Source organism: Streptomyces sp. NPDC059355, from assembly GCF_042752335.1.
In the GTDB taxonomy this organism is placed as follows: domain Bacteria; phylum Actinomycetota; class Actinomycetes; order Streptomycetales; family Streptomycetaceae; genus Streptomyces.
On sequence record NZ_JBHYXN010000005.1, the window covers coordinates 33,707 to 54,240 of the forward strand.

The 20,534-nt window shown below is 72.2% G+C and carries 18 protein-coding genes; 5 read left to right on the plus strand and 13 right to left on the minus strand.

What is annotated here, in order from left to right:
• Nucleotides 1–3 precede the first annotated feature (3 nt).
• From ACFXGI_RS06630 to ACFXGI_RS06645, 4 genes are read right to left on the minus strand one after another with little or no spacing between them, the layout of a single operon-like run.
• On the minus strand, nucleotides 4–1,002 hold the full coding sequence (locus ACFXGI_RS06630) for an FAD binding domain-containing protein (RefSeq protein WP_384704163.1): 999 nt from the start codon (nucleotides 1,000–1,002) through the stop codon (nucleotides 4–6).
• Nucleotides 999–3,110 carry a xanthine dehydrogenase family protein molybdopterin-binding subunit gene (locus tag ACFXGI_RS06635; protein WP_384704165.1) on the minus strand — a complete coding sequence of 704 codons (2,112 nt, stop codon included), beginning with the start codon at nucleotides 3,108–3,110 and terminating at the stop codon, nucleotides 999–1,001. Before ACFXGI_RS06635 ends, ACFXGI_RS06630 begins: the two co-directional genes overlap by 4 nt.
• Nucleotides 3,107–3,634, minus strand: a complete 528-nt coding sequence (locus ACFXGI_RS06640) for a (2Fe-2S)-binding protein (protein WP_384704167.1) — start codon at nucleotides 3,632–3,634, stop codon at nucleotides 3,107–3,109. The genes ACFXGI_RS06635 and ACFXGI_RS06640 overlap by 4 nt, the downstream gene beginning before the upstream one ends.
• 55 nt (nucleotides 3,635–3,689) lie before the next feature.
• Nucleotides 3,690–3,965, minus strand: coding sequence for an isoamylase early set domain-containing protein (locus ACFXGI_RS06645; RefSeq protein WP_384704168.1), 276 nt, complete (start codon nucleotides 3,963–3,965; stop codon nucleotides 3,690–3,692).
• Nucleotides 3,966–4,237: 272 nt separating this feature from the next.
• On the opposite strand from ACFXGI_RS06645, the gene ACFXGI_RS06650 reads away from it, so the two are divergent.
• Together ACFXGI_RS06650 and ACFXGI_RS06655 are read left to right on the plus strand one after the other, a co-directional pair.
• Nucleotides 4,238–4,594, plus strand: coding sequence for a carboxymuconolactone decarboxylase (locus tag ACFXGI_RS06650; RefSeq protein ID WP_384704170.1), 357 nt, complete (start codon nucleotides 4,238–4,240; stop codon nucleotides 4,592–4,594).
• Nucleotides 4,595–4,988: 394 nt separating this feature from the next.
• Nucleotides 4,989–6,071 (plus strand): hypothetical protein, encoded by a 1,083-nt coding sequence (locus ACFXGI_RS06655; RefSeq protein ID WP_384704172.1) that lies wholly within the window; start codon nucleotides 4,989–4,991, stop codon nucleotides 6,069–6,071.
• Between the two features lie 117 nt (nucleotides 6,072–6,188).
• Here the strand turns inward: ACFXGI_RS06655 and ACFXGI_RS06660 are convergent, their stop codons facing one another.
• From ACFXGI_RS06660 to ACFXGI_RS06680, 5 genes are read right to left on the minus strand one after another with little or no spacing between them, the layout of a single operon-like run.
• Nucleotides 6,189–7,613 (minus strand): cytochrome P450, encoded by a 1,425-nt coding sequence (locus tag ACFXGI_RS06660; RefSeq protein WP_384704174.1) that lies wholly within the window; start codon nucleotides 7,611–7,613, stop codon nucleotides 6,189–6,191.
• On the minus strand, nucleotides 7,610–8,233 hold the full coding sequence (locus ACFXGI_RS06665; protein WP_384704176.1) for an ATP/GTP-binding protein: 624 nt from the start codon (nucleotides 8,231–8,233) through the stop codon (nucleotides 7,610–7,612). Before ACFXGI_RS06665 ends, ACFXGI_RS06660 begins: the two co-directional genes overlap by 4 nt.
• A complete protein-coding gene (locus ACFXGI_RS06670) occupies nucleotides 8,214–8,528 on the minus strand; it encodes a DUF742 domain-containing protein (RefSeq protein WP_384704178.1) in 315 nt (104 codons plus the stop codon). Before ACFXGI_RS06670 ends, ACFXGI_RS06665 begins: the two co-directional genes overlap by 20 nt.
• 38 nt (nucleotides 8,529–8,566) lie before the next feature.
• Entirely contained in the window at nucleotides 8,567–8,956 is a 390-nt protein-coding gene (locus ACFXGI_RS06675; protein WP_030863880.1) for a roadblock/LC7 domain-containing protein, read from the minus strand.
• Nucleotides 8,957–8,976: 20 nt separating this feature from the next.
• On the minus strand, nucleotides 8,977–10,227 hold the full coding sequence (locus ACFXGI_RS06680; protein ID WP_384704180.1) for a sensor histidine kinase: 1,251 nt from the start codon (nucleotides 10,225–10,227) through the stop codon (nucleotides 8,977–8,979).
• Between the two features lie 1,658 nt (nucleotides 10,228–11,885).
• Here ACFXGI_RS06680 and ACFXGI_RS06685 point away from each other — a divergent pair.
• Nucleotides 11,886–12,617, plus strand: coding sequence for a DUF1775 domain-containing protein (locus tag ACFXGI_RS06685; RefSeq protein ID WP_384704182.1), 732 nt, complete (start codon nucleotides 11,886–11,888; stop codon nucleotides 12,615–12,617).
• Nucleotides 12,618–12,679: 62 nt separating this feature from the next.
• Here ACFXGI_RS06685 and ACFXGI_RS06690 read toward each other — a convergent pair whose 3' ends face one another.
• The 4 genes from ACFXGI_RS06690 to ACFXGI_RS06705 all read right to left on the minus strand — a co-directional run bounded on the left by ACFXGI_RS06690 (nucleotide 12,680) and on the right by ACFXGI_RS06705 (nucleotide 17,762).
• Nucleotides 12,680–13,957 carry an MFS transporter gene (locus tag ACFXGI_RS06690; RefSeq protein WP_384704184.1) on the minus strand — a complete coding sequence of 426 codons (1,278 nt, stop codon included), beginning with the start codon at nucleotides 13,955–13,957 and terminating at the stop codon, nucleotides 12,680–12,682.
• A complete protein-coding gene (locus tag ACFXGI_RS06695; RefSeq protein ID WP_384704186.1) occupies nucleotides 13,954–15,048 on the minus strand; it encodes a PLP-dependent cysteine synthase family protein in 1,095 nt (364 codons plus the stop codon). Before ACFXGI_RS06695 ends, ACFXGI_RS06690 begins: the two co-directional genes overlap by 4 nt.
• 150 nt (nucleotides 15,049–15,198) lie before the next feature.
• The gene (locus ACFXGI_RS06700) at nucleotides 15,199–15,594 is read right to left on the minus strand and encodes a hypothetical protein (RefSeq protein WP_384704188.1); all 396 of its coding nucleotides are present in this window, start codon (nucleotides 15,592–15,594) and stop codon (nucleotides 15,199–15,201) included.
• Between the two features lie 308 nt (nucleotides 15,595–15,902).
• Complete coding sequence (locus ACFXGI_RS06705) at nucleotides 15,903–17,762, minus strand: copper resistance CopC/CopD family protein (protein WP_384704190.1); 1,860 nt, start codon at nucleotides 17,760–17,762, stop codon at nucleotides 15,903–15,905.
• A gap of 388 nt (nucleotides 17,763–18,150) precedes the next feature.
• Between ACFXGI_RS06705 and ACFXGI_RS06710 the strand changes: the two genes are divergently transcribed.
• Together ACFXGI_RS06710 and ACFXGI_RS06715 are read left to right on the plus strand one after the other, a co-directional pair.
• Nucleotides 18,151–18,690, plus strand: a complete 540-nt coding sequence (locus ACFXGI_RS06710; RefSeq protein WP_384704192.1) for an EF-hand domain-containing protein — start codon at nucleotides 18,151–18,153, stop codon at nucleotides 18,688–18,690.
• A gap of 191 nt (nucleotides 18,691–18,881) precedes the next feature.
• A complete protein-coding gene (locus tag ACFXGI_RS06715) occupies nucleotides 18,882–20,498 on the plus strand; it encodes an NAD(P)/FAD-dependent oxidoreductase (RefSeq protein WP_384704194.1) in 1,617 nt (538 codons plus the stop codon).
• Nucleotides 20,499–20,534: the final 36 nt, after the last annotated feature.

Here is a 20,534-nt window from a genome sequence, read left to right on the forward strand (position 1 = left end):
GCGTCAGCCGGGTCGTGCACGCTCCTCCCACAGATCGCGGAGCGTGGCGACCAGGAGGTCACACGCCAGCGGAACCTTGTACGCGGTGGCACGGACGGTGCGCGCAGTGGCGAGTTCCTCGAACGCGGCTGCCGCGAAGCGGTCCGCGGTGGCGGGCGCGCCCCTCAGCACGGCTTCCGCCCGCCGCGCCCGCCACGGCGTGGTCGCGAGGCCGCCGAACGCGATGCGCACGTCCCCGACCCGGTCGCCGTCGGGATCGACCGCCACGGCGACCGACACCAGCGCGAAGCTGAAGGAGGCCCGGTCCCCGACCTTGCGGTAGCGGGAGCGGGCCGCCATCGGCAGCGCGGGCAGCTCCACCGCCGTGACGAGTTCACCGTGTTCGAGGACGGTGTCGAGCTCGGGTCGGTGCCCGGGCAGCCGGTAGAGGGAGGTGACGGGAATGCGGCGGGTGCCCGCCGCCCCCCGTACGCAGACCGTCGCGTCCACCGCGCACAGGGCGACCGCCAGGTCGGAGGGGTGCACGGCCGCGCAGCTCTCCGAAGCGCCGAGCACGGCGGTGCGCTCGGCGTGGCCCTCTACGGCCGAACAGCCTGATCCGGGTCGCCTCTTGTTGCACGGGGTGTCCGGGTTCAGGAAATACGGGCACCGCGTGCGCTGCATCAGGTTCCCCGCCAAGGTGGCCATGTTGCGCAACTGAGGTGAAGCACCGGACAGAAGCGCCTGCGAGACGACCGGATAGCGCTCGCGCACCGCGGGATGGGCTGCGAGATCGGCATTGCGGACGGTGGCCCCTACGCGCATACCGCCGTCGGGCAGGACGTCGACCCCGTCCAGGGGCAGCCCGGTGACGTCCACCAGCAGGCCCGGACGGGCGATTCCCAGCTTGAGGTGGTCGAACAGGTTCGTGCCGCCCGCCACGAACACGGCCCCGGGATCCCCCTCGACCAGTGCCACGGCCTCCCGCACGCCGGCGGGGCGCTCGTAGCGGAAGGGCTTCATGTCCCGTGTCCCGATGCCGCCGCGTCCTCCCTCACCCGGCGCACGCTGAGCGGCAGGCTCCGGATCCGGCGACCGGTCGCGTGGTGGACGGCGTTGGCGATGGCCGCCGCCGTCCCGACGATGCCGATCTCGCCGACGCCCTTGGCCCCCATGGGGCTCGTGTGGAAGTCCTCCTCGTCGATGCAGACGGCCTCGATCTCGGGAGCGTCGGCGAAGGTCGCCACGTGGTAGGCGGACAGGTCGCGGGAGTGGAAGTGCCCGTACGTCCGGTCGATGACCCCTTCCTCGCACAGGGCCATGGAAAGACCCATGACCATGCCCCCGACCAGCTGCGACCGCACGGTGACGGGGTTGATCACGCGGCCCACGGCGAAGACGCCGAGCATGCGCGGCACCCGGATCTCCCCGGTCGACGTGTCCACGGTCACCCGGGCGAACTGCGCGCCGAAGGCGTGCTGGGAGTGGGTGCGCGCCACGGCGAGCTCCCCAAGGGTGTCGGCGGTGGCTTCGAGGCCACCGTCCGGCACCAGGCCGCCGCATCGCCCGATGGCGGTCCGCAGCGCCTCGCAGGCCCGCACCACCGCGGTTCCCCAGGAGGTGGTTCCGCTGGACCGGCCGGCCCAACTGGCCGACGGGTACGCGCTGTCGCCGATCTCCACCATGACCTGGTCCACGTCGACGCGCAGGGCGTCGGCGGCGATCTGGGCCAGTGCCGTACGCGCCCCGGTGCCAATGTCCGCGGCCGCGATGCGCACGGTGTAGTGGCCGTACCCATCGGTGTGCACGCCAGCCCGGGAGGGGAACCGGTACTGCGGGATGGTCGACGCGGCGACGCCCATGCCAACGAGCCGGCGTCCGTCGCCGTACTCCGCGCGGAGGCGGTCGCGTTCGGCCCAGCCGAACCGCTCCGCGCCCAGCCGCAGGCAGGTGGCGAGGTTCCGTGTGCTGAAGGGCCGGCCGCTGTGCGGATCCTTCGCGGTGTCGTTGCGCAGGCGCAGCTCGACCGGGTCGAGCGCACACGCGACGGCGAGCTCGTCCATGGCCGATTCCAGCGCGAACATCCCCGGGCATTCGCCGGGGGCGCGCATCCAGGTCGGCGACGGAACGTGCAGCCTCGCCCTCCAGTGCCTGGTCTCGCGGTTCGGCGCCGCGTACATGGTGCGCGTGGGGGCGGCCGGGTACTCGCAGTGGTCGCTCGTCAGGGACGTCTGCTCGAACGACACATGGGATACGGCCAGCAGGTGTCCATCGGCGTCTGCCCCGAGTCGGATCCGCTGGACGGACGGCGTCCGGTATCCGGCGACGACGCTCAGCTGCTCCCGGGTGAGAACGGTCTTGACCGGCCGGCCGACGGCGAGCGCCGCCAAGGCGGCGACGACCACCTGGGCCCGTGGCGCGGCCTTGGAACCGAACCCTCCCCCCACGTGCCGGGCGATGACCCGCACCCGGTCGGGGCCGATCCCGAACAGGTGCGCGAGGATGTCACGCGTCCCCGACGGCCCTTGCGTGGTGTCGTGGACGGTCAGCGCACCGTCCTGCCAGTACGCGACCGTCGCGTGCGGTTCGAGGGCGTGGTGGTGGTACGGAGGAGTCCTGTACGTGGCGTCGATCCGCACCGGAGCGTTTGACAGGGCCGTCTCCACGTCGCCGTGCGAGCAGTCGGTCGGAAAGAAGGGCCCGTGGTCGGGCGGTTGGCGGAATCCGTCGCACGCGATGTCGAGGCTGACCCTGTGCGGGTCCGCGGCGTAGTCGATGCCCACCATCCGCGCCGCCTCGTGCGCGATCTGCGGGGACTCGGCGACGACCGCGGCGACGAACTGGCCTCGATGGGCGACCGAAGGTGACTGGAAGACGGCGAGGTCGCCGGCACCGGTCCGGTTCAGACGCGGGCAGTTGCCGCCGTGAATCACGGCCAGCACTCCGGACCGGGCGAGGGCTTCCTCCGGACGGACCGCCGTGACCCGCCCGTGGGCGATCTCCGCCGGAATCACCGCCACGTACGCGAGGTGCGGGAGGGCCACGTCGCCGGTGTAGCGAGCGCTGCCCGTGACCTTCGCCCGGGCCCCCCGCCGGGGAAGGGCCGCGCCGACGGACGTGCGCCGCGTCACGGCGCCACGTCCATGATCGCGGCCACGATGTTCTGGTAGGCACCGCAGCGGCACAGGTTGCCGCTCATGCGCTCACGGATTTCCGCCTGCGTCAGGACCGGACCGCCGGCCGGCGGCGCTCCCCGGGCGGCCTCGTCGAGCATTCCGATCGCCGAGCACAGCTGTCCGGGGGTGCAGAATCCGCACTGGAAGGCGTCACGCGCGACGAACGCCGCCTGCAGCGGATGGAGATCCGCCCCGGCCAGGCCCTCCACCGTCACGACGCGCGCGTCGCCGCAGGCCGCGGCGAGCGTCAGACAGCCGTAGACACGCCTGCCGTCGACGAGCACGGTGCAGCAACCGCAATGGCCCCGCTCACAGCCGGCCTTCGCTCCGGTCAGACCGAGGGAGTCACGCAGGACGTCGAGGAGGGACATCCTGGTGTCGATCGTCAGACGGCACCGCTGTCCGTTGACGTCCAGTGCGATGTCGGCACGGACGGCCGGGCTGTCCTCGGCCACCTGGGGTGCCGGTGCGCTGCGCATGGGGCACGACCCCCGTTCCGGCGGTCCGGGCGCCGCCGACACGGTCGGCGGCGGTTCAGGTGTGGAGGCGGCTGTTGGGTCCGTCCTGGTCACCGGCGGATTCGTCGTTGAACCAGTAGTCGCCTGCCGCCAGGTACCGGAAGGCGTGGCTGCTCTTGCTCGCCAGCTCGACGGTGACGGCGCGCTGGCCGTCCTTGCGCGGCCGGAGCGTGTGGACGCCGGGCTGCCAGCCGTTGAAGTCGCCCACCACGCTGACCGGGCCGGGCGGCGTGTCGGCCGGGAGGATGAAGGTGACCTTGGTGCGGTCCTTGTTGAGCGTGCGCTCCAGCATGGGGGACTCCGGACGGCGAGGGGACGGTTACGGGCACATCCTCGGCGGCGGACGCCCGGCCCGCACGCCGACGCCGCTGCCCGGGTACCGACGTCACCCGCCCACCGCATCGCCGGGCCGCCGGGCACCGGGCGCGCTCGTGCACCCGTACGGCCCAACGGGCGCGGGCCTCGCGGGACACCTAACCTGAAACGGCACCGCCGACACGCCCGTGATCCCGCGGTCAGCGGGCGGCGCGCCGGCTCGGATCAGCACCGAAAGGCGATACCGACATGGCCACCAGCTCCGACGCCCCCGTTCTCGACACGCTCGCGGCAATGACCGTCGACTCCATCGAGCACTGCGGCATGGACGAGAAGACGCTCATCACCACCCGCATCGCCGCCCTCGTGGCCATGGACGCACCGGCCATCTCCTACCTGGCCCACGTCAACCCCGCGGTCAAGGCCGACTTCACGGTCGAAGAGCTGCAGGACGTGCTCGTCGCGATCGCCCCCGTCGTGGGCACGGCGCGCGTCATGTCGGCCGCGGGCCACATCGCCCAGGCGTTCGGTGTCGTCATAGCGATGGCGGAGGCCGAGGCCGAAGCCATCGCGAACGCCGAAGCCGAGAGCCGCAACATGTCGTGATGCCTTCGCCGGACCGAGTGCTCGGCCACGGCACCACACGATCGAATTTGAGCCAAACCCGACCAGAGTGATCGTTTCCTTGGCACAATCCTGCTCTGATCGTGGCCGAAGACAACCGCACAGGGTTGCAGTTCGGTCGCAGCGGGAAGGGTTGGTGCGCCAAATGGCGGAAACCAGTCGCCATCCGTTCCTGTAATGGGATCGTCACACCCGGGAACGGCCGAGCCGGTCGGCCCGGCCGTTCCCGAATGTGCAGCGCGTTCACGTCCCCGCATGACGCAGCGAGTCTCCGACAGCTCGCTCACGCCCCTGAACTGGGATGTCGTTCCGATGACAGCCCGCTCGCGCTTGTGGGGCGCACACCGATGTGCGCCAAAAGGGAGGTAGGGATCCCATGAAAGTGCAGGACATCGAACTTCCCATACTGCGGATGCCGCACCCGGTACGGCTGAATCCGTACCTGCCGGTCCTGCGCCAGGAGACCGAGACGTGGGCGCGCGAGATGGGCATGCTGACCGGCGACGAGACGCCGTCGGCCCGGCCGATCTGGACCCGGTCCCAGTTCCACGCGATGGCCGTCGACCAGCTGACCGCGTGGACGCTCCCCGACGCCTCGCTCGTAGGCCTCCGAATCAATCACCGGTTCAACCTCTGGGCTCTGGCCTGGGACGACTACTTCGCCGCCGCCTTCAAACAGACGGGCGACCTCGCGGGCGCGCAGGCCTTCACCGCCCGTCTCCACGCCTTCCTGCCTCCGGATCCGGGCGCCCGGTTGCCGGAGCCGGCCAACGCGATCGAAAAGGGGATGGCCGACCTCCAGCAACGCCTGTTCCCGCCGAGACTCGCGCACTGGCGCCAGGGGCTGAACCGGGCGCTGGCACGCTACATCGACGCAGGAGTCCAGGAGCTGGTCAACAGCCGTGCCGGCCGCGTACCCGACCTCATCGAGTACGCCCAGTTCCGCCGTGAGAGCTTCGCCGCGTACACCGCCCCCTACTCCGTCGAACTCGCCACCGGAGCACGGATACCCGAGCGCATCCGGCACACCCGGACCGTCCGCGCCCTCCTCGACGCCTTCATGGACTACATGGGCCTGGCGAACGACATCGCCTCCTACCAGCGGGAAGTCCACGACGAGTACGACGTCAACAACCTCGTCGTCGTCCTCGAAGCGTCTCTGGGCATCACCGTCCAGGAGGCGATGCACGCCGCCGCGGACCTGATCTCCGCCCGGCTGCGCCACTTCGAGCACCTCATACGGAGCGAACTGCCCCCGCTCGTCCGGAGAACCGGGCTGGACCAGGCCGAGCAGGCCGAGCTGGAGGCCTGGCTGCGCGGTGCCCGGAGCTTCCTGTCCGGGCTCCACGCCTGGTACACCGGGGCGCCCCGCTACGCCCCCGTGGGCGGTGCCGTCCCGGTACAACGGGCGGCGGGCGCCGCGGTGCCCGCCCGCGAGCGGCATCCCTCGGCGACGTAAGGCGCCGGAACGCCGGAACACCGGGACGCCGGGTCCGGGACGGACCGAGGAGCCGCCGAACCATGCTGCGCATCAGCGCCGGGCCCCGGGGCCCGGCGCTGATGCGCCGTACCCGGCCTATCCCATCCCCAGGAACCGCCTCAGCCGCGCCCGCCACGGGACACGGGGTGCGGAGTCCGGCAGCCGGGGTGCCACGGGCATCCCGACGGTCGGCGGGGGCGGCGCCGGCAGCGGCTTCGCCAGCAGCTCACGGGCTTCACGGGGACGGGCGGCGAACTTCACGGGCAGCGCCGTCAGATGCCGGGCCCAGGTCGAGGAACGCCAGGTGAGCTCGGCCCCGGGGACGGCCAGGCCGATGTCGGGCAACCGGGTGAGCAGGATGTCGATGCCCGTGTCGGCGATGACACGGCCGATGTCCTGGCCGGGGCATTCGTGGGCACCCGCGCTGAAGGACAGGTGCGCGCGGTTGTGGTGCACACGGGCCGAGGGATCCCGGCGGACCGCCTGATCGACGTTGCCGGCGGCCAGGCCGAGCAGCAGCATGTCCCCCGCCTTGATCTCCTGCCCTCCGAGCGTGGTGTCACCGGTGGCCCAGCGGCCCGGGCACACCATCAACGGCGGCTCGTCCCAGAGCACCTGCTCCACCGCTTCGGGCAGGGTCATCTGGCCACCGGCCAAGGACCCGCGGAAGCGCGGGTCGCTGACCGCCATCCGCAGCACGTTGGCCATGAGGTTGGCCGTGGTCTCGTAGCCCGCGAGCAGGATGAGGCGCAGGTGGTGCTGCACCTCCTCGTCACTGAGACCCGCCGGGTGGGCCATCAGCACGGATGCGATGTCCTGCCCGGGCAGGATCCGCTTGGCGGCGACCAGCTCCTTGAGGGTCTCCAGTACGTAGGCGTTGCTGGCGAGCGACGTCCCGGTGGCCTTGAACAGGTCCCGGGCGGCATGGACGAGCTTGGGGGCGTCCTCGTCCCGCATGCCGAGCAGGTGGGTCAGGACGAGCATCGGCAGGGGCTCGGCGAACTCACCGACCAGCTCCGTCCTGCCGTTCTCGCTGAACTCGTCGATCAGCTGGTGTGCGAAGCGGGTGATGTGACGGCGGATCCCGCGCTGGTCGAACTGGTTGAGTGAGGCGGTGACGGCGCCGCGCAGGCGCTGGTGCTCCTCACCGTCCGCGCACACGCAGTCGGGACGCCAGCCGATCATCGGCACGAGCGGCGAGGTCTCGGGGTCGATCTCACCGCTCCTCCAGCCGTGCCAGGTGCGGGGGTCGCGGGAGAACTGGGTGGAACGGGTGGCCACGTCACGGTTCTCGGGGTAGCCGAGGACGAGCCAGGCGCGTACGTCCCCTTCGAGCAGGACGGGCGCCACCGGCCCGTGCTCGGCTCTCAGCTTCTCGTACAGGCCCATGGGGTCGGTCTCGGCAGCGACGCCGTGGAGCCGGGTCGCTCCCCCGGTGCCCGTGGTGGAGTGGGCCGGGCAGCCCGGGGGCGGCACGAGCCCCTGTTCGGTCGTGGCGCGGTCGGCGGGCGGGACGGTCATGCGGACTCCTGGGCGGCGGCGAGGGTGCACAGGTAGCCCATCAGCGAGAGCAGGGCGTCACGGCAGGACGACCGGTCGCGCGCGTCACAAGTGACGATGGGCACGGATTCGTTGAGGTCCAGAGCGGTCCGCAGGACCGCCATCGGGTGCTGCGGGGCCCCGGGGAAGGAGTTGACGGCCACGACGAAGGGGACGCGGCGGTCTTCCAGACGGGTGATGATCTCGAAGCAGACTTCGATCCTGCGCGTGTCGACGAGGACCACCGCGCCGAGCGCGCCTTCGAAGATGCCGTTCCACAGGAACCAGAAGCGCTCCTGGCCCGGCGTCCCGAAGAGATAGAGGATCAGCTCCTCGTTGATGCTGATGCGGCCGAAGTCCATGGCGACGGTGGTGGTGTTCTTGCCCTCGGCACCGGGATTGCTGTCGATCCCGACGCCGGCCTGCGTCATGGTCTCTTCGGTCGTCAGGGGCGCGATCTCGCTCACCGCCCCGACCATCGTGGTCTTGCCGACGCCGAAGCCGCCGACGATCACCACCTTGACTCCCCTGGCGCCGTGCGGCAGCAGCATGTCGGTGCCGCGGGGCTTGACGGCGGGTGCGTCAGAGATTGCGTAGTCCATGGATCACCGCCTCCAGAAGGCCGAGTTCGGGGCCCGCGGCGACGGGAACCGGGGCGATCGCCTCGACCCGCCCGTCCTCGACGAGCTGCGAGAGCAGTGCCGTGAGGACGCTGAACGGCAGGCTGAGATACGCGGATATCTCGGCCACCGACAGCGGGTACTGGCACATGGCGAGGATCGACGCCTGCTCGGGCTGCATCGCGGGTTCGGGCGCGGACCTCGATGTGATGAGGGTGACCAGGTTGAAGGCCTTGGCCGACGAACCCGGGCCACCGGAGATGACGTAAAGCGGCACTGGACTGCCTTCGTCCCATGCGCCGTGGTGCTCCGATGTCACATCGCCTGCCCGACGTCATCACGCGGGGGGCTCGTCATGTGCTGGCCGATCCTGAACACGAGCGTACGCATGCGGTCGCCGAGCAGGCCCGCGTCCACCTCCTCATCGGCCAGTACCGCGAGGTAGGCCCCGGGTCCGGCGGCCATCAGGGAGAAGTACCCGCCGTCGACCTCGATCCCGACCATGCGCGTCGAGCCGTCTCCGTGCGGGAACTTCTGCGCGATGGCCTTCGCCAGGCTCTGCATCCCCGAGCAGGCCGCGGCGATCGCGTCGGCGGTGTCGGTCTCCGTGTTCGCTTGACCGATGCACAGACCGTCCGACGAGAGCGCGACCACGTGTCGCACGTAAGGGACGCTGGAGGCGAGCTCCTTGAGCATCCAGTCCATGTTGGGCAGTGGCGTCACGGTTACTCATCCTCATCTGATGGCTCGGGATGGACGGAAGGGCCGGTGCCCGATCTCTTGTCACCGTTGAACGCCTCCCACATCAGGCCCGGCTGCCGGGGCGCGCCGGCCGTTCCCGGGGAGAACGTCGGGGCGACGGGGGGCTGGGGGGCCGTGCGGACGACCGGCGTCGGGACGGGCGACTCCCGCCGGCGCTGCGGCAGCCCGTTCGCGGTCTGCCTGGCCTCGACGGACTCGCGCGGCGCCGTCGGGCCCGGCCCGATCGGAGCGACCGTACGCTTGGGCACGAACGGCTGGACCTTCCTCGGCTGTTGCTCGACGGTGGTGATCAGGCGCCGCGGGACGAGCACCACGGCCCGTACGCCTCCGTAGGCGGAGGGGCGCAGATCGACCTCGAGGCCGTTCTCGCGGGCCAGCCTGCTGACGACGGGCAGGCCGAGCTGCGTCGCCTCGCCCAGGTCGGCCAGCTCCAGGCTGGAGGCCCCCTGGGCCATCACGCGGTCGATGCGCTGCCGGACCTCTTCGGTGAGCCCGACCCCGCGGTCCTCGATCTCGATGGCGATGCCGGACGGCACCTCGCTCGCGCTCACCTCGACCGGGGTGTGCGGCGGCGAGAAGGTCGTGGCGTTGTCGAGCAGTTCGGCGAGCAGGTGGATCAAGGGCTCGGCTCCGGGACCGATGACGGCAACCTCCGTCACCGACTGCAGCTTCACGCGGGGATAGTCCACGATGCGTGACATGGCGCCCCGTAGGACGTCATAGAGCGGGATCGCCTTGGACCACTGGCGTCCGGGCCGGGCGTCTCCCAGGACCGCGACGCTGGCGGCGAGGCGCCCGATCAGGGCGTTGCGATGGTCGATGGCCTGCAGGCCGTGGGAGACGACGAGATCCGTACCGTGCAGGATCTGCATGCCGTGGAGGTCCTTGGCGAGCTGATGCACGATCGCCTGGACCCGGCGCGCGATCGCGACCAGGGCCCGTTGGGAGGAGTCCCGCGTCTGTTCCTCGGCCTCCACCGCTTCCAGGAGCGTCCGCAGAGCCGCCCGGAGGGCTTCGGCGAACTCGCCGTCGAGATGTTCCCCGAACCTGACGGCCTGCAGGATCTCCCTGGCGGGGTCCCCCTTCTGCATCCGCGCGACGGCCGCGGGGAGCAGCTCTTCGGCGAGCCATACCGTGGTGGCCCGCTGATCGGCCAGGCGCCCGAACAGTGCCGCTTCGCGCTGCGCGTAGTACTGCTGCACGTCGGCAGTCACCCGCGCGTGCCGGGCCCGCTCCGCCGCGCGTGACCGGCGCGCCGTCTCGGCCGAGGTGATGGCCGTCAGGACGACCGCGACGAGACCGCACCAGGCAACCGGCGTATGTATCTGCGCGGGGACGAAGATCAGCGCTATGCCGCAGGCCCCGGCCAGAAGGCCGGGAGGGATGAGCCATGCCGGAGCCGTTGCGCGTGGCAGGCCTCCGGGGGTTGAACCGGTACGAACCATCGGGGGGTCCCTAAACAGTCTGGAATGAGTGGACTGGGGGTGGTGCGGTACGGCGGCGGGAGCGGTCGGGCCGCCGCCCGGCCGAGCGCGGGTGAGGGCATGGGTGCCCCCGACAGGTCGGTTCGGGATCGCATCGGTGGTCACGCCTCCTTGCGGCCAGGCCTCACGTCCGCGCGCGACACGGCATTCGGTCACTCACTGTGAGTGCAGCGCAACACGCAGGGGAGAATAGTCAGTTCGGGTACACGATGTGACCTTGCTGGAACGGGAACCTCCGCGTTGACCGACCTGGGCCCGCAATTGATCGATCCCTGTCATGACACGCACCGCGGACGCATGGAATCGACCGCATCTGGCGGCCTGGCGGCCCCGGCTCCCCGCCCCGGGGTCCGCCGCCTCCTTCTGCGGGGCGTCCGCTCCCGGGTCCGCCGGCACGGGGCCCGGTCCGGACATGTGCTCTCGTCATCGGCCCGATCGCGAGGCACCGCGAGCGACGGCCTCACACCGCGGCGCTCTCCGCGGCACCAGGGGAAGCCGTGCGGCGATGGTCAACAACCGGCCTCCACGGCTCCCCCGTTCAGGCGATGACCTCGAACCCCCGTTGACGGCTGTCCCGGTATGCGGGGCCGCAGAGCGGGAATCGCCCCGGAAACTGCTCCGCAATTGACAGTTGGGGCTGCCGGTGACCGGGGGCGGCGGATGATGGGCCCGACATGGCCGAAGCCCCTGCAGGGATGCGCCCGCGTCCGCAGCCCTCGGGGTGGGTCGGACGGTGGCTGCGGGCTGCCGTGTTCACGTCGCTCAACTGCACGTTGGCGGTCGTCGGCCATCACCTGGCCTCGGAGGAACCGGTGTCCTGGCCGCGGACGGCCGCCGGTGCGGTGCTCGTCCTCGCGCTCTCATGGTGCGCGGCCCGTCCGTGCCGGCCCGGGTGGCACGTGGTCCTGGCCACCGGGCTTGCGCAACTGCTGCTGCACCGCGCCCTGTCCGTACCGCGGGTGGCGGGTGCCGAGCACGCCGGAGCACACGGAAGCGTGCTGGAGAGCGGACGTACGGCACACCACGGTACGTGGACGATGGCGGCGGCCCATTGTGTGGCCGCGTGCATGACGGCTCTGCTGATGCACCGCGCGGACCAGGCGCTGAGCCGCCTGCCGGGGACGGTGGGCCGATGGGTCCAGACGGCTGTCGCGGCGACCGTCGCGGCGTTCGGCGTCTGCCGTCGGCCAGGAGTGCGGCCGGGCTCGCGGACCGTACCCGTCGCGCTCGACGGCGTGGCCGTGCGGCCGATGGCGAAAACGATGCTTTGTCACGCGGTGGTGCGCCGGGGGCCTCCCGACGGACGTGCGGGAGACGTTCCCCTGATCCTGACGGGCTCCCCGGCTGCGGGCCGATGCCCGTTCCGCGCGACGAGAGGTTTCTCCATCATGAACGGATCACGCACTCGCCTCCGGCTCCGCAGGCTGGGCATCGCGGCCGTCGGCGCCCTGGCGGTCGTGGGTGTGGCTGCCGGCCCGGCCGCCGCACACGCCGAGGTCACGGCCTCCGACCCGCGTGCGCTCGCCGAGAACGTGACGCTGTCCTTCACCTCCGAGGCCGAGTCGGAGACCGCCGGCATCGCGGAGTTGCGGGTGGTACTGCCGAAGGGCATCGCTGCGGACACCTTGACGCTGAAGGACGCTCCGAAGGAGTGGAAGCTCACGGCCACCGCGGACGGGTACACGATCGGCGGCCCGGCCCTGGCCACCGGCACGGACGCCGAGTACAGCGTCACCGTGCGCCAACTGCCCGACGAGAAGTCCCTGGCCTTCAAGACGTTGGAGACCTACGGCGACGGAAAGGTCTCCCGCTGGATCGAAGTGCCCACCAACGGCGAGAAGGTCGACAACCCCGCCCCCGTGCTCGAGCTGAAGGCCGCGGCCCCGGGAGCCAAGCTGATCGTCCCCGGCCCGTCTCCGACGCCGAGCTCCGCCGCCCCCTCCGTCCGGCCCCCGACCGCGTCCCCCTCGGCGCCCGTCGCGTCCGCGAGCGCGCGGGCGGCGGGCGATGAGGATGCGGGCAGCGGCACGGGAGCCGTCGTCGGCGCCATCGCGGCCGTACTCGTGCTCGCCGCCGCCGGCGCCTTCTGGTGGATGCGCCGGGGCCGCGGCCGGGCCTGACGAGACAGGGCGGGCCGGCGGCGCCGGGGCGGGTACCGGCCGGTACCCGCCCCGGCGTGCGGTCAGGCCCGGGCCGGTACGGGCTCGGGTGCGGTCAGTCGTCCCGTACGGCCGAGCGCGGCGAGTGCCGCGGTGCAGCCGGCGCCGACCGTGGCGAGGATCAGCCAGGGCAGCGCGGGGAAGCCGGCGTTGCGAGTGGTGTCGAGGAGGGCGCCGGTGGCGAGGTTCCCGAGGGTGATGCCGACCCCGCAGACGGTGTTGTGGAGGCCGTAGTGGGTGGCCACCCAGCGGCCTCCGGCGAGGGAGACGATGGTGTCCATCTCGAACGGAACGAGCACGGCGGTCGCCAGGGCGAGGAGGCCCGCACAGAGCAGGAGCGGTGTGACGGCGAGGGCCGCGGACCAGCCGCCTTCCGCCCGCGGGGACCCGGCCGTCAGCAGGGGCGGGAGGAAGGCGGCTCCCATGACGGCCGTGCCGGCGGTCAGACAGCGTGCCGGTGTCCGGGTGCGTTTGCACCAGGCGGTGATGCGGAGCTGGCCGACGAGGGCGACGAGTCCGGATACGACGAACAGCGCGCTCGTGGCCGTGGCGGCGAGGGGGCCGTCGCCGGTGAGGCGGCCGATCTCCAGCGGCAGGGCCAGGTACACCTGGAAGGACAGGACGTAGGAGCCGGTCATGGCGAGGGAGAAGAGCCGGAACGGCCGGTTGCGCAGCACGGCGCCGGCCTGTTCGCGCAGGGCGGGCCGGTCGTCGCGGGGTGTCGCGGCGTTCTCCGGGAGGCGGCGCAGTTGCAGCAGGGTGAGGCCTGCGAAGAGGGCCGAGGCGACCGCGCAGGTGGTGGGGAAGGAGACCGAGGTCAGGGCCAGGCCGACGAGGGGGCCGAGCAGGATGCCCGCCTGGTAGAAGACGTTGAAGAGGGCGAAGGCGTCGATCCGGCGCTCCTGCCCGGCCTGGGCGGCCAGGTAGGCCCGTACCGCGGGGTTGAACAGGGCTCCCGCCAGGCCCGTGGCCGCGGATGCGGCGATCAGGGCGGGGAGGGATTCGGCGAAGGCGAGGGCGGCGAAGCCGACCGTGCGCAGGGTGCAGCCGGCGACGATGAGGGGTTTGTGGCCGTAGCGGTCGGCCAGCATGCCGCCGATGAGGAACATGCCCTGCTGGGAGAGGTTGCGTACGCCCAGGATGAGGCCGACGGCCCAGGTGGCGAGCGCGAGGCTGCCGGAGAGGTGGGCGGCCAGGTAGGGCATGAGCATGTAGAAGCCGAGGTTGATGGTGAGCTGGTTGACCAGCAGCAGCCGCACCGTGGTGTCGAAGGAGCGGTACTGGCTCCAGGTGCGCTTCACCGGGCGGCTCCCGCGCCGAAGATGCCGGTGGCCGGCATGGGGTCGGTGACGTCGGTGCACCGTGTCCAGCGGGTCACCTCTCGGTCGAAGGGCGACGTGACCACGTCCGGTTCGGCGGGCGGGGTGGCGCCGAGGAGCCGGTTGGCCCGGCAGTAGTCGTCGTTGAAGACGGTGTCGAAGTAGCGGTGCGGTCCGTCGGGGAAGACGGCGGCGATGCGCGTGCCCACGGGGCGGGTACGGGCGATCCAGCCGGCGACGAGGGCGACGGCCCCCACGCTCCACCCGCCGGTGGCGAACTGGCGCTCCGCCAGGCGGCGTGCGGACCAGACCGCTTCCGCGGGAGCCACCCAGTGGACTTCGGCGAAGGCTCCGTAGTCCACGTTGCGCGGGTGGATCGAGGAGCCGAGGCCGCGCATCAGCCGTGGGCGGGCGGGTTGGCCGAAGATCGTGGACCCGATGGTGTCGACACCGACGAGCCGCAGCCCGGGGGTGTGCTCGCGCAGTCCTCGGGCGATGCCGGCGGAGTGTCCGCCGGTGCCGACCGCGCACACGAGGACGTCGATGTCCCCGAGCTGGTCCGCGAGTTCGGCGGCGAGGGGGCGGTAGGCGGCGGCGTTGTCGGGATTGTGGTACTGGTCGGGGCACCATGAGCCGGGGTGCCGGTCGAGGAGTTCCGCGGCCTTCTGCCTGCGGGCCTCCTGCCAGCCGCCTTCGGGATGCGGCCGGTCGACGAAGTGGAGCTCCGCGCCGTGGGCGGCCAGCATCCGCTTCATGATCGGTTCCATGCCGGGGTCGGTGACGAGGTGGACCGGGTGTCCGTGGAAGACTCCGGCGAGGGCGAGGCCCAGGCCCAGCGTTCCGGAGGTGGACTCGATGACGGGGGCGCCGGGAAGGAGGTCGCCGCGTTCGCGGGCCCGGTCGACCATGTAGAGGGCGGCGCGGTCCTTGATGCCGCCGGGGTTGAAGCCTTCGAGCTTGGCCCAGAAGCCGCGGGGGGCGGTGGCGAAGGGTTCGTCGATGAACAGCACGGGGGTGTTGCCGACCGCCTTGAGCACGGTGTGCGGGGAGGCGGGCAGGGGCAGTTCGGTCATGGTGCGGGTGTCCTTCGTACGGCACGGCATACCGGCGCAGCCGCCCGCGAGCGACACGGGACGGCGTCAGGCCGTGCTGGAGGTAGCGAGCTCGCAGGCGTCCCGGACCACGGCGGCGTGCGGCCGCGCGGGCGGGGAGGCCGGGGCCGGTCACGTCCGGGTGACGCACACCTTGCGGAGCAGGGCACGGCCCGAGTCGGCTGCGGGTGGAGCGGCCGGTGCGTACGCGGCTGCGGTACCGGTACCGGCCGCGGGCCGAACGACCGGTGCGCAGGCGTCGCCTTCGGCCGGGGCGCCCGGGGCTCGGAGTTCCGGGACCGGCGCGGTGACGTGCTCGTCGTGGGCGTGGGTGCACGGCAGATCCCGATCGGGACAGTCGCTCGTCGCGAGGGCGCTCACGGTCGTCACGCGGTCGGGAACGGCCACGCGGTGGTGCCCGCCGCTGTCGCACACGCCGAACAGCAGCGCGACCAGGGCCGTCGCCACCAGGGCGACCACCCAGCCGCCGCCCCGGCGGCGGTCACGGGACCACGCGAGATTCCACACAGTGACGCCGACGCTACCTTGCGTACCCGCTCGATGCGTGTCGGGAGGGCCGGTCGAGAGGGCGGGGATCCGGCCACGTGGCGCCCGGCGGAGGCGGGCGGGCGCCGGGAGTCGGCGACCCGTGGCCGGGAAGTGCCGTCATCTGCATCCGGGCGGATCGCCGGAAGGGGTGAATCTCGGCTCGGCGCTGCCGTTCGGCGCGCCGCAACCCGGCGGAAGGGCCAGGGGGGTGTCCCCGGCTCGGGCTCGGCCTCCCCGGCGCAGCCGCGATCAGGAGTCCTCCCCCGGACGGTTCGGACAGAGGCCCACTACCTCGGCACCGACGCGACGCGGACCGTGTCGCGCACGGTGACCTGGTCGATGTCGGTGGTGCGCACCGTGATGTTCAGGGTCCACACGCCGGGCATGGGGAGCCGCAGGTCATAGGCGGCCCAGTACCCCTTCTGGTCCTTGAGCTTGGCGTCGAGCGGGCCGATGCCGAGCTCGTCCTGGGTGAGCGTGAGGCGGAGCTCCGGAACGGAGGCGAGGCCTCCGTCGGAGGTGTAGACGACGGCTTCGACGGTGTTCTCGCCGACGCGGCCCGGCGCCAGCGTGATCTGCACCGTGCCCTGGTGGTTGGCCGAGCCCATGTCGAAGGGGACCGTGAGCACCTTCACCCGCGGTTCCTCCGCGGAGACCGCCGAAGCCCTCTCGCCGGCGGCGCGGCTGGGCTGGGTGCCGGTGAGCACGGTGGTGATCACCAGGACCAGGACACCGAGCACGGCTTCGACGGTCACCATGCGCCGCAGGCTGCGCCGGTACGTGGCGGCCTCGAAGGGGGGCGGCCCGGTCCCGTCGCCCGGGCCGCCCCCGACGGGTGCGCCGGGCGCGGTGTCGAGGTCGGTTCCTTCCGCGGGAGTGGGCGCGCCGACCGCCTGGGCGACCCGCACCCGCTCGGGGGCGGGCACCGTCGACAGGGCCGTGGCCGGTGACACCTCCCGGACGAGGCGGGCGGTCCAGCGGCGGGAGAAGGAGGCCGCCCACAGCACGAGGACCACGGCGGCGATCTTCACGATGAGGGTCTTGCCGTACGACGTGGAGGACAGCGCCTCCCAAGAGCCGACTTGCCGCCAGGACTGGTACACCCCGGTACCGACCAGAACCGCGACGGCGCCGAAGGCCAGCGTCGAGAATCGGCCGATCGCGGACGCCGGGATCTCCCGGCCGTCGGATCCTCGGCGCCGGAGGAGGAGCAGCAGGGTGACCAGGCCGCCCAGCCACACCCCCATGGCCAGCAGGTGCAGAGCGGCGACGGGCATGGCCAGCGCCACCTGGATGCCGGCGGAGGCATGTTCCGCGGCGGCCCACGTGACCGCCAGGGCCGCGGCGAGCAGCGCGCCGACCAGGCGGCCGCGGACCCCGAGGACGGCAGCGTCCGGCCGTCGGGCCGAGCGCCTGAGCAACACCGCGGCGGCCGCCAGGAGGACGAGCCGCGCGATCAGCGCGGCGCCCGGCCGCCCGGTGACGGTCCGGCCCAGCCGGGCCGGGTCGAAGGCCGAAGTCACCCCGCCGGCCGTCTCGTACGGGCCGCGCAGCAGCAACATGGCCACCGTGGACGCCGCCAGCGCGACCCATCCCACCACCAGCAGCCTGCGCACCGGCCGAATCGCTCCCGCCGCGGGCCAGCACACGAGGACGAACGCGGCGGCTCCGACGAGGAGGGCCAGACCGCTGTAGGCGACGTAGCGGAAGACGCCGTACAGGCGGCCGACCGCCGTATCGTCCGGCGATCCGGTCGCCACCACGGCGGCGGTCTCGGACGGCGCGCCGATGGAGAAGACGAACGCGCCGGAGATCGGGTGGCCGTCGGCGGAGACGACCCGCCAGGCCACCGTGTAGGTGCCCTGGGGCAGCTTGCCCGACAGCTCCACCCGTGCGGTGCCGTCCTTGCCGTCCACGTGCTGCGCCGGACGCGGGTTCACCCGCTCGTTCCGCGGCGACAGGACCCTCAGCGAGTCGTCGGAGAAGCCGACCGACTCGGTGAAGGTGAGCGTGACGTACCGCGGCTCCGTCTTCAGGACGGCGCCGTCCGCGGGATCGGAGCCGCTCAGCCCGGCATGCGCGAAGGCCGGTCCCGCCCCACCGAGGAGCAGGACGAACAGGGAGGCGACCAGCGCCAGGACGGTCAACGGCCTCCTGGCAGGAGGCGATCCACTGGGCATGAAGGCACGGTCTCCGAAGCGGCGGTCGTCAGCGGCGGCACCGCGACCCGAACCGGGTCGTGGGGGCGGCAGTCGGACGGCGTGTGTCATCTGGGGCGACGGGGGCGGACTCTGGCGGGCTCGTACGGATGGAGAAGTCCGGACGTTAGTGCGGCCGGGCGGGGCATCGAGCTGTTTGAGCAACTTCGGCTAAAGACCGCGCGGAGGGCTCGACTCGGGCCGTTTTCCCTGTATGGCCGACAGGACGACGATCACGAGGACCGCCGGCGGAATGCACCGAGGTCACGGCATGTGGTTTCCTGGACCCCGTCTCGCACCGTGACGAGACGACCACGTAACGTAAGGGGATGGTGTCGTGAGCGTTCTGGACATCAAGCTGGAGCGGGCGTTCGACGTCTTCGACTCGGACCGCGACGGGCGGCTCGTGAAGTCGGACGTCATCGGCCTCTCGGACAAGCTCGCCGAGTCACTCGGCTGCGCCCCGGACGCCGTGGACGGGCTCCGGAACTCGCTGGCCGACCTGTGGGACACCGTCTTCCACAAGATGGACAAGAACGACGACGGAGCCGTCGACCGACAGGAGTTCCGGGCGGCGTTCCGGGCACGGATCGTCACGGATCAGAACCGGATCTGGGAACGGATCAGGAACATGAGCAACGCCTGGACCGAGCTCGGTGACCGCGACGGCGACGGCATGCTGAGCCGCGAGGAGTACACCGACCTGCTGCACGGCATGTTCCGCCTGCCCCGGGAGACCTTCGACGAGGCGTTCAACCAGCTCGACATCGACGGTGACGGGCAGTTGAGCCGTGACGAGATCAGCTCCGCGATGAAGGAGTACTACACGAGCGAGAACTACGCGGCGCGCGGCAACCAGTTCTTCGGCCGTCTCTGAGCAGCGGGGCACAGGGGGGGAACCCCGCACCCCTCGTGCCCCGGCCGCCCCGCCCGCCCCGCCCGCCGTGTCGCCCCACGAACCGATCCCGAACCGACCGATCCGAACCGCCCGAACCGATGCGCCTCGCGCCCCCGCTCGTCGACCGCTGGCGGGGGCCGATCTCCCGAGACCTGCCTGGAGGACCCCTGATGGCCAATGCCGCACTGCCGGTGATCGTTCTCTCCGACCCCGATCCGCTCCGCCGGCACGAGACGGCCGAGCTGGTGCAGAGCTGGTACCGGCACTCGTTCCGGGTGCTGCAGGTCGCAGGGCCGGCAGAAGTGGTCCGGGCCCTGACGGCGCTGGCCGACCGGAAGGTGCGGGTCGCAGCCGTCCTCGCGGATGAGGCACCCGACTCCGGCGCCGCCCATCCCGGCGTGCGCTGGCTGCCGTTGACCGGGCACCCCGGCGCCTTGCCCGGTGCCCGTACCGAGCCGGACGCGGGCGACGGGGCGGCCCGGGGCGAGGAGAGCCCGGCCGAGCACCTCCGGGGCGCGCTCGACGACTCCCTGTGCACGTGGAGTGCCGACTGCCAGGGGGACCTGCCCACCGCCGAGGTGCGCGGCAGCCGCTTCTCACCCGCGGCGTACGCGGTGCGCGACTTCCTCGGACGCAGCGGCGTGCTCTTCCGGTGGCTGCCCGAAGAGGACCTGCGGGAGGCCCCGGTGACTGTCCGTCTGGGCGACGGCACCGAGATGGTGGACCCTCCGATCAGCGCGCTGGCCGAGCGGCTCGGCCTCATCCGGCCGGCCGAGCGGGACCACTACGACGTCGCGGTGATCGGCGGTGGTCCCGGCGGCCTGTCCGCGGCGGTGTACGCCGCCGCAGAGGGCATGAGCGTGGTGGTGATCGAGGACGACGCGCCCGGCGGGCAAGCGGGAACGACCTCCCGGATCGAGAACTACCTCGGGTTTCCCGTCGGGCTCACGGGCGGCGACCTGGCCCAGCGCGCCTTGCAGCAGGCGCAGCGGGCCCGCGTCGAGTGGCAGCCCACCCGGGTGGCCGGCCGGGTGACCCCGACCGGTGCGGGCGGGCACACCGTCGATTTCGTCAAGGCAGGCACCGAGGAGTCGGCCTCGGTGACCGCGGCCGCCGTGGTGGTCGCCACCGGCGTGGACTGGAACCGCCTGACGGCCCCCGGCGTCGACCGCCTCCTCAACTCCGGCGTGTACTACGGGTCGTGCCTGTCCGACGCCCCCTCGACCGCCGGGGAGGACGTGTACATGGTGGGCGCGGGCAACTCCGCCGGCCAAGCCGCCCTCTACTTCGCGCGCTACGCCCGCTCCGTCACCCTGCTCGTGCGCGGCACCGGCCTCGGCACGTCCATGTCGAACTATCTGGTGCAGCGGATCGAGCGGACGCCGGGCCTCCAGGTCCTGCTGGGCACCGAAGTCACCGAGTGCCTCGGCGGGTCGACGCTCACCGGACTCCAGCTGAGGGACCGCCGGGGCGAGGAGCGCACCGTCACCGCGCACTGCCTGTACGTCCTGATCGGCGGCCGCCCGTCGACCAAGTGGCTCGGCGACACGCTGAAGCTCGACGACCGCGGGTACGTCCTGACCGGCGGCGGTGGAGCCGCCCCGGACGCGCTGCCGATGGAGACCAGTCTGCCCGGCGTGTTCGCCGTGGGCGACGTACGCTCCGGTTCCGTCAAGCGGGTCGGCGCCGCGGTGGGCGAAGGCGCGGCGGTGGCCCAGTCGTTGGTCGAGTACCGGCGCCGGCACCCGGAGCGCTTCCAGGACGCACGGGTGTCCTGCGGCTTCTGACCCGAACGCCCGGCCACCCGCCGCCGCCGCCCGCGC